Source organism: Soonwooa sp. (assembly GCF_032062245.1).
GTDB lineage: Bacteria > Bacteroidota > Bacteroidia > Flavobacteriales > Weeksellaceae > Soonwooa.
The window spans coordinates 24,034-36,315 of record NZ_DAMBQF010000026.1 but is presented as its reverse complement, the minus strand read 5'-3'; the positions used below and the strand labels follow the sequence as shown (position 1 = coordinate 36,315).

General features: G+C 35.0%; 7 protein-coding genes and 1 CRISPR repeat array. Of the genes, 6 read left to right on the top strand and 1 reads right to left on the bottom strand.

Annotated features, from left to right (window positions below):
- Nucleotides 1–264: 264 nt before the first annotated feature.
- Complete coding sequence (locus RT037_RS11210; protein ID WP_313031214.1) at nt 265–1,188, bottom strand: helix-turn-helix domain-containing protein; 924 nt, start codon at nt 1,186–1,188, stop codon at nt 265–267.
- A 249-nt stretch (nt 1,189–1,437) separates the two neighbouring features.
- On the opposite strand from RT037_RS11210, the gene RT037_RS11205 reads away from it, so the two are divergent.
- The 6 genes from RT037_RS11205 to cas2 all read left to right on the top strand — a co-directional run bounded on the left by RT037_RS11205 (nt 1,438) and on the right by cas2 (nt 10,320).
- Entirely contained in the window at nt 1,438–2,946 is a 1,509-nt protein-coding gene (locus RT037_RS11205; protein WP_313031212.1) for an aldehyde dehydrogenase family protein, read from the top strand.
- Between the two features lie 139 nt (nt 2,947–3,085).
- Nucleotides 3,086–4,120: an alcohol dehydrogenase AdhP gene (gene adhP / locus RT037_RS11200; RefSeq protein ID WP_313031209.1), complete on the top strand. Its 1,035-nt coding sequence runs from the start codon at nt 3,086–3,088 to the stop codon at nt 4,118–4,120.
- A 113-nt stretch (nt 4,121–4,233) separates the two neighbouring features.
- Nucleotides 4,234–4,608: a DUF779 domain-containing protein gene (locus RT037_RS11195; protein WP_312322601.1), complete on the top strand. Its 375-nt coding sequence runs from the start codon at nt 4,234–4,236 to the stop codon at nt 4,606–4,608.
- Nucleotides 4,609–5,043: 435 nt separating this feature from the next.
- Entirely contained in the window at nt 5,044–8,853 is a 3,810-nt protein-coding gene (cas9, locus tag RT037_RS11190; RefSeq protein WP_313031207.1) for a type II CRISPR RNA-guided endonuclease Cas9, read from the top strand.
- Between the two features lie 12 nt (nt 8,854–8,865).
- Entirely contained in the window at nt 8,866–9,759 is an 894-nt protein-coding gene (gene cas1, locus RT037_RS11185; RefSeq protein ID WP_313031204.1) for a type II CRISPR-associated endonuclease Cas1, read from the top strand.
- Between the two features lie 222 nt (nt 9,760–9,981).
- Nucleotides 9,982–10,320 carry a CRISPR-associated endonuclease Cas2 gene (gene cas2 / locus RT037_RS11180; RefSeq protein ID WP_312322603.1) on the top strand — a complete coding sequence of 113 codons (339 nt, stop codon included), beginning with the start codon at nt 9,982–9,984 and terminating at the stop codon, nt 10,318–10,320.
- A gap of 59 nt (nt 10,321–10,379) precedes the next feature.
- Nucleotides 10,380–12,274: a CRISPR direct-repeat array (repeat unit 47 nt; unit sequence GTTGTGTTGTATCCCAAAGATACTAAAGTTTGAAAGCAATTCACAAC).
- Nucleotides 12,275–12,282 lie beyond the last annotated feature (8 nt).

Genomic DNA, 12,282 nt, shown 5'->3' with positions numbered 1-12,282 from the left:
ATAAAATTGTGTTAATTATTTTAACATTTGTTGCACTAAATTTCTGAAACGGCGACACCGCAAGCAGCTTCAAGATTCTGTTAGTCCAAGAATTGGTTATTTTGCGTTAAAACATATTGAACAAGAAAATCCAGTTTTGAAAGGTACTAGGCTTTATAAAATGATGTAGGAAGTTTTTTATAATTTTTTTGAAAGAATTTGTTACAGAAATTAACCTATAAAAAGCCTCATCAACGAGGATTTTGTTATTGAATTATCGCAATCTTATTGTATTATCAAACTATCATTTTGGAATGACTTAGGCGTTGTCCCTTCATGTTGTTTAAAAACCCTTGTGAAATAATTGGTGTCTGTGAAACCCGTTCGGTAGGCGACTTCTTTGATTCTTTCTCGTTTTTTTAATAAATCTTTAGCAAGGTTAATACGTTCTTTTAAAATAAAATCGTTGGGCGAAATGCCAAGTTCTTCTTTAAACATTTTGAAAAAATTAGACTTACTGACATAAGCCATTTTCGCCATTTGATCGATATTCAGTTTTTGATGGAGATTTTGTTTAATAAAATCTATGATGTAACCGAGTCGCGATTGGTTTTTAGAAAGTTGCAATTGTATCATGGTGCTCGCTTGGGTTTGCATTAATCTTATTAATAATTCTTTTAGAGCAAAATCAGCCATCAAATCTTTGTGCGTATTATTATCCATCGCAATCCGCATAATATTGTTGGTTGCCGAGGTCAACGATTCTGTATTGAAAAGATAATATTCTTGATTTTGAAGTTGCCAACAGCTTGTGTCGTCAACTTTTGTTTCATGGAGATTAAGATAATTGAGTGTATTCTTAATAAAGTCCGAATTTAGACTTAATGACAAACATTGTGAAGGCGCTTCGTCAGCTTCTGGAAAGTCGATGACCATCGTTTCGCCAGGTGCTACCAATACGCTTTCGCCAGGTAGATAGTCGAAGTAATCCGTTTTACCATCAAGTTTTAATTTTTTTTTGCCGCGTAACATTGCTGTAAAAGCCACATCGTTAAAATGTAATTTAACATCAAAAGCACTGCGATGGGTTTCATAGATATTAAATTCACAGTTTTTTAGTGTGTAAGAGGTTTTATTTTCTACCATGCTACCAAGTTGCTTTTCGTTTAGTAATGCAGGTTGATGTATGTATGATTTTTCTAGCGACATATTAACCTTCTTTTAAAATGGATTTTGTTAAAAATAAGGAATAATCTTTTAATAAACTTCTAATATTTTGTTAAGGAAATTTTAAAGTTTGCAACATAAAGAGGATTTTACTATAAATGTGTAGGATTGTGCTATTGGTTTGGATTTTATAAAATTAATTTCGAATTATCAATAACAAAAAAAACTAAACAAGTTTTAATGTTATTGATTATAAGTTTAATTAAAATAAATTTTAAAACCATATATATTATGAGTACAAATGTTATACAAAGACCTGACTTTAAGTCTAAATATGATAATTACATCGGTGGCAAATTCGTTGCACCAGTTTTAGGAAAATATTTTGATGTCGTTTCACCAGTAGATGGTAAAGTTTTCACACAAGCTGCACATTCGACTAAAGAAGATTTGGAGTTGGCTGTTGATGCAGCTGCTAAAGCTTTCGAAACTTGGAAAAATACGTCTGCTACAGAACGTAGCATTATGCTTAATAAAATCGCAGACCGTATCGAGGAAAATTTACAATACATTGCGTCTGTAGAGACGATGGATAACGGTAAAGCAGTTCGTGAGACTTTGGCGGCAGATATTCCGTTAGCGATTGACCATTTCAGATATTTTGCAAGCGTTATCCGTGCAGAAGAAGGATCACTTAATGAGCTGGATAAAGACACGGTTTCTTTAATCGTTAACGAACCTTTGGGTGTTGTGGCGCAAATTATCCCTTGGAATTTCCCAATCCTTATGGCGGTTTGGAAGCTAGCGCCAGCTTTGGCTGCAGGTAACTGTGTGGTTCTAAAACCAGCAGAAAGCACACCGATTTCTATTATGGTTCTTATGGAACTTATTGGAGATTTAATCCCTGCAGGTGTTATTAATATCGTTAACGGTTTCGGTGCTGAGTTAGGAAGAGCTTTAGTAACTAATCCAAAAGTGGCAAAAGCGGCTTTCACAGGATCTACAGCAACAGGACGTTTGGTCATGCAATATGCAACCGAAAATATCATCCCAGTAACTTTAGAATTAGGAGGGAAATCTCCGAATGTATTCTTTAGTTCGGTGATGGACGAAGATGATGAGTTTTTGGACAAAGCGATTGAAGGAGCGGTTTTATTTGCTTTAAATCAAGGTGAAATTTGTACTTGTCCTTCAAGATTGTTGATTCAAGAAGATATTTACGATGCATTTATCGCAAGAGTTGTAGAAAGAGTTAACGCAATTAAAGTTGGTCATCCGTTAGATCCAACGGTGATGATGGGTGCACAAGCTTCTCAAATCCAGAAAGATAAAATTTTGTCTTACATCAAATTAGGAAAAGAAGAAGGTGCAGAAGTATTAACTGGTGGCGACGCTAACCATTTGGGTGGCGATATCGAGGACGGATACTACATTCAGCCGACTTTGTTCAAAGGACATAACAAAATGAGAATTTTCCAAGAAGAAATTTTTGGACCAGTGTTAGCGGTGATAACTTTCAAAGACGAAGCAGAAGCTATCGCAATTGCAAATGATACGATTTATGGTTTAGGGGCAGGAGTTTGGACAAGAGATGCACATCAATTGTACACGGTTCCAAGAGCAATTCAGGCGGGAAGAGTTTGGGTTAATCAATACCACTCTTATCCAGCTGGCGCGCCGTTTGGAGGTTACAAGCAATCGGGTATCGGTCGCGAAAACCACAAGATGATGCTCGATCATTATCGTCAGACAAAAAATATGTTAATCTCATATAATAAAAATAAGTTAGGTTTCTTCTAGAATAATAAAACACTTTTTAGCGTGCCCGTTGTCTTAGGGTAGCCCCGGACAACGGACAGGCTTTTAGGGTTGAGTTTCGCTTAATCCATAAAATTCACCATGCAAAATTTTAAATTAAAAACTAATAAAATAGAGAGTTATGATTCCTAAAACAATGAAAGCTGCGGTAGTGCAAGGGTATGGACAACCATTAAAAATTATGGAGGTTCCGGTAAGAGAACCAGGACGATATGAGGTATTGGTAAAAGTTATTGCTTGTGGTGTTTGTCATACAGACTTGCATGCCGTAGATGGAGATTGGCCTGCAAAACCAAAAATGCCACTTATTCCAGGACATGAAGGTGTAGGAATTGTGGTGGCTTGCGGACCAGAAGCTCAAGTAAAAGAAGGTGATGCAGTTGGAGTTCCGTGGTTGTATTCCGCTTGTGGAGGTTGTGATTATTGTATCACTGGATGGGAAACTCTTTGTGAAGCTCAACAAAATGGAGGATATAGTGTAGATGGAGGTTTTGCAGAATATGTTATTGCAGATTCTAGATACGTAGGGCATCTTAAGAGTAACGTTAATTTCTTGGAGATTGCACCTATTTTGTGTGCAGGGGTTACAGTGTATAAAGGACTGAAGGAGACGGAAACAAAACCTGGAGAATGGGTTGCTATTTCTGGAGTTGGAGGATTAGGTCACGTTGCTGTTCAGTATGCAAAAGCAATGGGAATGCACGTTGCCGCTATTGATGTTGCCGATGATAAATTAGAATTAGCAAAAAAACTGGGTGCAGACTTGGTTGTTAATGCTAAAGAAACAGATCCTGGAGCTTACTTACATAAAGAGGTTGGCGGTATGCATGGAGCGTTGATCACGGCGGTTTCGCCTATTGCTTTTAAACAAGGAATTGATGTTCTTAGAAGAAAAGGAACAATTGCTCTTAATGGTCTTCCTCCAGGTTCTTTTGAGTTACCGATTTTTGAAACCGTTCTTAAGAGAATCACCGTTAGAGGTTCTATTGTTGGTACAAGAAAAGATATGCAAGAAGCATTGGATTTTGCAAATGAAGGCTTAGTAAAAGCAACAGTTACTTCCGCGAAACTAGAAGATATTAATGAGGTATTTGATAAAATGAAGGCGGGTCAAATTGACGGAAGAATTGTTCTTGATATAGCAGGACAAAACTAATTTTTATTAATTGTATATGTAGTTTTTATAATTTGTGTTTTTAGCCTGACTTTAATAGAGCCAGGTTTTTTTGTTCCCAGAAATAATGTTTAACTTTAAATAAATTAAAGAAGATGATATCTCGATTAGATGTTACAGATAAAGCTTTGGAAGTCATTAGTACTTTGGAAGCACAACACGGACCGTTGATGTTTTATCAAGCAGGTGGATGTTGCGAAGGCACTCAACCACAATGTTTTGAGAAAGACGGATTTTTCCCGCGCATGAATGATGTTCTTCTTGGGCATATCAAAGATTACGAATTTTGGATAGACCGCGATCTCTTCGAATATTGGCAGTATTCGCATTTTACCTTAGATGTGCTCGACGGTGTTGGTCCTGGTGGCTTTTCGCTGGAAACACCTTTGGGAAAGACTTTTAAAGTACATTATCGACTTTTCTCAACCGACGAACTCGCAGATCTAGAACCTGTCAAAAGAAATGAATAATTTTTAGTATATGGCTTGGTTCCGAAATCTTAGCGATACAAAACAATTAGTATTAATATGGACTTTACCAGGATTGGCGATCATTGGTTTAATGCCACTTAGCTATTTGTTTTATTAATGGCGCTATTTTAGAGTTATAGTTTAACTTCTTTTGACCGTTTCTTAGCCGTCGGCTGTTGTGACTATTGGGTGTATTTAAGTTTTAGATAATAGGTTATACGTTAGATTTTTTTTTAAATTAATGCTCAATTTTTTGAGGATAAAAAAACCTCCTGATTATGGACAAGAGGTAACCCAAATGTTTTCACAACGGAATAATCCTTATTGTGAATTGCTTTCAAGTCTCAAATATAGTAAAAAAACGAAATACAATATTTTTTTTCTTTTAAATAAAAAAAATGCTTAGTTTTATTTTTTTAACGAAAAAACTAAACTATGACTAAAAATATACTTGGATTGGATTTGGGAATCGCTTCCGTTGGTTGGGCTTTAATTGAGGTTAATGGAGAAACGTATAAACCTTTACGAATCTTAGGAATGGGAAGCCGTATCATTCCATTGGGGACTGAAGATAAAACTCAATTTGAAAGAGGACAATCAATAACCAAAAATCAAGATCGTACTAAAGCTAGAACTCAAAGGAAAGGTTACGATAGAAAACAGCTTAAGAAAAGTGAAGATTTTAAATACAGTTTAAAGAAAGAATTAGAAAAATTTGGAATATACCCTGATTCAGTTTTAATGAATCTTCCAATGTTGGATTTATGGAAATTGAGAAGTGATGCTGCATCGGAACCAATTAGTGTAGAGCAATTGGGTAGAATTTTCTATATGTTAAACCAAAAAAGAGGTTATAAATCTGCAAGAAGTGAAGCTAATGCTGATAAGAAAGATACGGATTACGTTGCTGAAGTAAAAGGAAGATATGCAATATTAAAGGAAGAAAACAAAACTATTGGTCAGCATTTTTATAATAAACTTTCTACTTCATTTTTAAATAATGAATATTACAGAGTAAAAGAACAAGTTTTCCCAAGAGAAGCTTATTTAGAAGAGTTTGATACGATTATTAATGTTCAAAAAAAATCTCATGATTTTTTGACTGAAGAGACGATTAATAGACTTCGAAATGAAATCATTTACTACCAGCGTAAACTAAAATCTCAAAAAGGATTAGTAAGTGTTTGTGAGTTTGAAGGTTTTGAAAAAGAAATAGAAAATAAAGAAAAATCAACTAACAAGATTGTATTTGTTGGTCCGAAAGTTGCGCCTAAAACTTCACCATTGTTTCAGTTATGTAAAATTTGGGAAGTTGTAAATAATATAACTTTAAAAGTAAAAAATCCAGAAGGAAGCAAATATAAGTGGAGCGATTATTCTCCAACTATAGACCAAAAAGAAAAGATTGCAAATTATCTTTCTACAAACGCATTATTAAGTTATTCTGAATTGCTTAAAATTTTAGAATTACGTAAAGACGACGTTTTCGTCAATAAACAAGTCCAAAAAGGAATTCAAGGAAATATAACTTATGCTGAACTAAATTTGATCTTAAAAGATGAATCACTTTTGCAGTTTAATATATTTATAGAAGAATCCACTAATGAAGCTCTTTTAGTTGATAAAAAAACAGGAGAAATATTAGAAGAAAAAAAAAGATTAATTGTTGCTAGGGATTTTGAAAAAGAACCGTTGTATCAACTTTGGCATACCATCTATTCGATAAAGGATTTGGACGAATGTCGAGAAGCGTTAATAAAAAGGTTTAATCTTGAGGAAGAAATTGCAGACAAACTTTCGAGAATAGATTTTAATAAGCAAGCTTTTGGAAATAAGTCGGCAAAAGCAATGCGTAAAATATTACCTTATCTAATGGAAGGTTTTGGGTATGATAAAGCTTGTAGTTTAGCGGGTTATAATCATTCTAATAGTTTAACGAAAGAAGAGCAAGAATCTCGCGAAGTTAAAGAAAGATTAGAATTATTACCTAAAAATAGTTTGCGCCAGCCAGTTGTTGAAAAGATTATTAATCAAATGATTAATGTCGTTAATGCAGTAATTGATGAGTTTGGTAAGCCTGACGAAATTAGACTTGAGCTTGCTAGAGAACTGAAGCAAAGTAAAGATGAAAGAGATCAAGCAGATAAAGCTAATAGTAACAACAAAAAACAAAATGAATTAATTGCGCAACGTCTCAATGCAATGGGAATTGCTGCAACTAAAAAATATATTCAGAAATATAAATTCATTTTTCCAGCGAAGGATAAAAAGTGGAAAGAAGCAGATGTTGTTAACCAATGTATTTATTGTGGTGAACATTTTAGCCTTTCAGAAGCTTTAACAGGCGATAATTTTGATGTGGATCATATTGTTCCAAAAGCATTGCTATTCGATGATTCACAAACTAATAAAGTTTTAGTTCATAGACATTGTAATTCTAAAAAATTAGATAAAACTGCCTACGATTATATTGCAAAAAAAGGAGAAGCAGAATTAGAAAAATACATTCAACGTGTTGATGATTGGTTCTCAAGAGGAATATTGTCATATGGTAAAATGCAAAGATTGAAAGTTTCTTTTGAAGAATATCAAGAACGTAAAAAATTGAAAAAAGAAAGGGAAGCAGATAAAAAACTTTGGGAAAACTTTATTGATAGACAACTTCGAGAATCTCAATATATTGCTAAAAAAGCAAGACAAATATTAGAGCAAATTTGTAATAAAGTAACCGTTAGCGAAGGTACAGTTACTGCAAAACTGCGTAAAATATGGGGCTGGGATGATGTTTTGATGAATTTACAAATGCCAAAATATAAATCTTTAGGACAGACTAAAATGATTGAATGGACGAGTGAACACGGTAAAAGATTACATAACAAAGAACAAATAATTAATTGGACAAAACGTGACGATCATCGTCATCACGCTGTAGATGCTCTTGTTATTGCGTGTACTAAACAAGGATATATTCAACGAATTAATACTCTAAATTCAAGTGATGTTCGCAATGAAATGTTAAAAGAAGTTGAAGAAGCTAAAATTCAATACAATGAAAAGTTGACGCTTTTAGAAAAGTATTTTAATACCGAAAAACCTTTCACAACTTCTGAAGTAGAAAAAGAGGCAGATAAAATTCTAATTTCATTTAAAGCTGGTAAAAAAGTAGCAACTATTTCTAAATTTAAAGCAAAAGGAAAAAATAAAGAGCAAGGAGTAATTGTTCCGAGAGGAGCTCTACATGAGCAATCTGTTTATGGAAAAATTAAAGTTGAAGAACCAGATAAACCATTAAAATATCTTTTGGAAAATCCAAGTACTATTAAAGATGAAAAGATTAAAAGAAAAGTATTTGATAGATTACAGCAATTTGAAAATGATACAAAAAAAGCATTGTCATCTTTAAAAAAGGAACCTATTTATTTAGATGAAAAGCAAGAAATAGTTCTAGAAAAAGCAATCTGTTACAAAGATGCGACTGTAATGAAATATGATTTGTTAAGCTTAAATGCGAAGCAAGTAAATGATATTGTAGATGAAAAAGTAAAATCAATTGTTAAAGATAGACTGGCTCAATTCGGGAATAAGGAAAAAGAAGCTTTTAAAGAAATATTGTGGTACAATGAAGAAAAGCAAATCCCAATAAAAACAGTTCGATTATTTGCAAGACCAGATGCTAACGGATTACAACCAATCAAAAAAGATGAAAATGGTAAAAACATTGGCTTTGTTGTTCAAGGAAATAATCATCACATCGCTATATATACCGATAAAGATGGAAAACAAGTCCAACATTCTTGTACTTTTTGGCATGCTGTGGAGCGTAAAATGAATAGTATTCCCGTTTTAATTAAAGACTCATCATCCATATGGGATAACCTAAGCAACGAAAGATTGCCACAGGAATTTTTGAATTTGTTACCAGAAGATGGCTTAAATCTTCAATTCAGTATGCAACAAAATGAAATGTTTATACTTGGCTTATCTGATGATGAATTTAACGATGCGATTAGAAGTAATGACAAATCAACTTTAAGTAAGAATTTGTACTTGGTTTGGAGTATTGCTGAAGGTGATTATTGGTTTAGACATCATTTAGAAACTAAAAACACAGAATTAAAGAAAACTGAAGGTGCAAAAGAAAGTAAAAGATATTACAGATTAAGTTTAAAAGGATTAAATGACTTAAATCCAAAGAAAGTTAAAATTAACCACTTAGGAAAAATAGTTCACATCGGCGAATACTAAAAACTAATAACTATGATCACCCGCTCTATATACATCGGCAATCCTTCATATCTCAAACTAAAAGATGAGCAAATGCACATTCTTTGTCCCGAAACCAAAGAAACCAAAGGTAAAGTTCCCGTTGAGGATTTGGGATTGTTGATGTTGGATCATTTTCAGATAACCATTTCGCACCAATTGGTTCAGAAAATGATGGGGAATAATGTTGTGATCATTAGTTGCGATGCACATCACTTGCCGCATGGGATGATGTTGCCTTTGCATGGACACACCGAATATTCGGACCGAATAAAAGACCAACTCGAAGCCAGCGAACCGCTCAAAAAGCAATTATGGAAGCAAACTGTAGAATGCAAAATCGAAAATCAAAAAGAAGTTCTGCATCGCTTGGGCAACTATTTTGAACCCATGCTAGATTATCAGCAACAAGTAAAAAGTGGCGATATCACCAATATGGAAGGCATTGCGGCGCAGCACTATTGGAAATACCTTATCAGTCACGATTTTTTGAGGCAACGTTTTGGAGACTCGCCCAATCAGTTTTTCAATTTTGGTTATTCTGTGCTTCGCTCGATGGTCGCCAGAGCCATTGTGGAAACGGGTCTGTTGCCAGTTTTGGGGATTTTCCACAAGAACAAATACAATCCATATTGCCTCGCCGACGACCTCATGGAGCCTTATCGACCCTTCGTGGATTTACTCGTCATGCAATGGCTCAATTTGCATCCCGAAACCGAGGATTTAAACAAAGAATTCAAGGCACATATCCTCAAAATAGCGACGATGGATGTGCGAATTGATAGCAAAATCCGTCCACTAATGGTGGCGGTCAAAACAAGTGCAAGCTCTTTGTACAAATGCTACACGGGCGAAAAAAGATTGATAGTATATCCCGAAATACCATGAAAACAAAACTAATGTGGGCGTGCCCCTTGATTTCCATCGCTTCCAAACCTCATAGGTTTCTGAAACCTATGAGGTTTTTTATCCAGCCGCTATCAAGGGTCGGTCTTTGTGCAGTCGCTTTTCTTGTGGGGCTTCGGCTTCGCTCAGCCGCCACAAAAAAGAGCTCCAACAATGCACTACGCCCTCACGCGAAAGTTTACCGCTCCCAATCCACATTCGCCTATGAAACAAGACCGTTTTAACGCCTATCGAATTATGTGGGTTTTAGTATTGTACGATTTGCCAACCGAGACCAAAGCCAATATGCGAGCGGCCAACCAATTCCGAAAAGGATTAATAGACGATGGATTCACCTTATTTCAATTTTCCATGTACGTTAGGCATTGCCCCAGTCGCGAAAACGCCGAAGTACATATCAAACGCGTAAAACTCATGCTTCCAAAAGCAGGAAAAGTTGCCATTATGTGTATCACAGACAAGCAATTTGGCGATATCGAAATCTTTTTTGCCAGAAACAAAGAAGAACCACCACCGACCTTTCAACAACTCGAATTATTTTGATTTTTCCAATTCTAAAAACCACAAAAATCCCCTGTAAAATAGGGGATTTTTAATTTGAGGTTGTGTTGTATCCCAAAGATACTAAAGTTTGAAAGCAATTCACAACAACGGCAAAACATATATGCACATCGCCTAAGTTGTGTTGTATCCCAAAGATACTAAAGTTTGAAAGCAATTCACAACAACGGCAAAACATATATGCACATCGCCTAAGTTGTGTTGTATCCCAAAGATACTAAAGTTTGAAAGCAATTCACAACAGGCATTCCTGAAGGTAGCTTTAACGTCTTGTTGTGTTGTATCCCAAAGATACTAAAGTTTGAAAGCAATTCACAACCACTTTGTCTTTTGGTTTTACCGATGAAGTGTTGTGTTGTATCCCAAAGATACTAAAGTTTGAAAGCAATTCACAACTGTTTCTTCGCCTTTAAGTTTTGCGATTTCGTTGTGTTGTATCCCAAAGATACTAAAGTTTGAAAGCAATTCACAACATAAATAAACGGTCTAAATTTACCTTGTGGGTTGTGTTGTATCCCAAAGATACTAAAGTTTGAAAGCAATTCACAACTAGACGATTCACTTTAAATCTAAATCCAAAGTTGTGTTGTATCCCAAAGATACTAAAGTTTGAAAGCAATTCACAACTAAATTTGAGCTACTTGATAATCTGTATAAGTTGTGTTGTATCCCAAAGATACTAAAGTTTGAAAGCAATTCACAACCATTGCTAAGGCTGCATGGCTCAACTTAAAGTTGTGTTGTATCCCAAAGATACTAAAGTTTGAAAGCAATTCACAACTATAATTTTCATTCATGTAAGCAGGTGCTGGTTGTGTTGTATCCCAAAGATACTAAAGTTTGAAAGCAATTCACAACTCTTTTACGATAAATGCTACACCAGCTTTTGTTGTGTTGTATCCCAAAGATACTAAAGTTTGAAAGCAATTCACAACCCGATACGACTAACTTGCGATTGAATTGTGGTTGTGTTGTATCCCAAAGATACTAAAGTTTGAAAGCAATTCACAACATTGACCGTATCGGATATTACCTTCTGGAAGTTGTGTTGTATCCCAAAGATACTAAAGTTTGAAAGCAATTCACAACAAGAATCTTTCAGTTATAAAGATTCTGGGAGTTGTGTTGTATCCCAAAGATACTAAAGTTTGAAAGCAATTCACAACGGCCGCGATAAAGTTTTATATACTCCTTTTGTTGTGTTGTATCCCAAAGATACTAAAGTTTGAAAGCAATTCACAACTCAAGCGCTGCTCGTGCGTGCGCATCAGCAGTTGTGTTGTATCCCAAAGATACTAAAGTTTGAAAGCAATTCACAACGTGTCATGCTTATTTGTATCTATCACGCAAGTTGTGTTGTATCCCAAAGATACTAAAGTTTGAAAGCAATTCACAACACAAGACGAAATTTATATCCGTTGGGGTGGGTTGTGTTGTATCCCAAAGATACTAAAGTTTGAAAGCAATTCACAACAGAAACGATATTTGCCTTGTTTAATTGACCGTTGTGTTGTATCCCAAAGATACTAAAGTTTGAAAGCAATTCACAACTGTCAATGACATTAAAGTGTTCAAGCTTCGGTTGTGTTGTATCCCAAAGATACTAAAGTTTGAAAGCAATTCACAACCGGCGTGACACCTATCCGCGCAACAGCGGCGTTGTGTTGTATCCCAAAGATACTAAAGTTTGAAAGCAATTCACAACTGTGATGGCAATGGGTTCGTATTTCTTTACGTTGTGTTGTATCCCAAAGATACTAAAGTTTGAAAGCAATTCACAACTATCTGTATTCTCCGATGTAACAGTAACAAGTTGTGTTGTATCCCAAAGATACTAAAGTTTGAAAGCAATTCACAACACGTTCAAGTTCCATGGCTAATATAGGATTGTTGTGTTGTATCCCAAAGATACTAAAGTTTGAAAGCAATTCACAACTTATTCAG

What these genes read in the sequence shown, in the direction of transcription:
- cas1 (WP_313031204.1), top strand. Translation starts at nt 8,866, where the DNA reads ATGATCACCCGCTCTATATACATCGGCAATCCTTCATATCTCAAACTA.
- RT037_RS11210 (WP_313031214.1), bottom strand. Translation starts at nt 1,188, where the DNA reads ATGTCGCTAGAAAAATCATACATACATCAACCTGCATTACTAAACGAA.
- RT037_RS11195 (WP_312322601.1), top strand. Translation starts at nt 4,234, where the DNA reads ATGATATCTCGATTAGATGTTACAGATAAAGCTTTGGAAGTCATTAGT.
- RT037_RS11205 (WP_313031212.1), top strand. Translation starts at nt 1,438, where the DNA reads ATGAGTACAAATGTTATACAAAGACCTGACTTTAAGTCTAAATATGAT.
- cas9 (WP_313031207.1), top strand. Translation starts at nt 5,044, where the DNA reads ATGACTAAAAATATACTTGGATTGGATTTGGGAATCGCTTCCGTTGGT.
- adhP (WP_313031209.1), top strand. Translation starts at nt 3,086, where the DNA reads ATGATTCCTAAAACAATGAAAGCTGCGGTAGTGCAAGGGTATGGACAA.
- cas2 (WP_312322603.1), top strand. Translation starts at nt 9,982, where the DNA reads ATGAAACAAGACCGTTTTAACGCCTATCGAATTATGTGGGTTTTAGTA.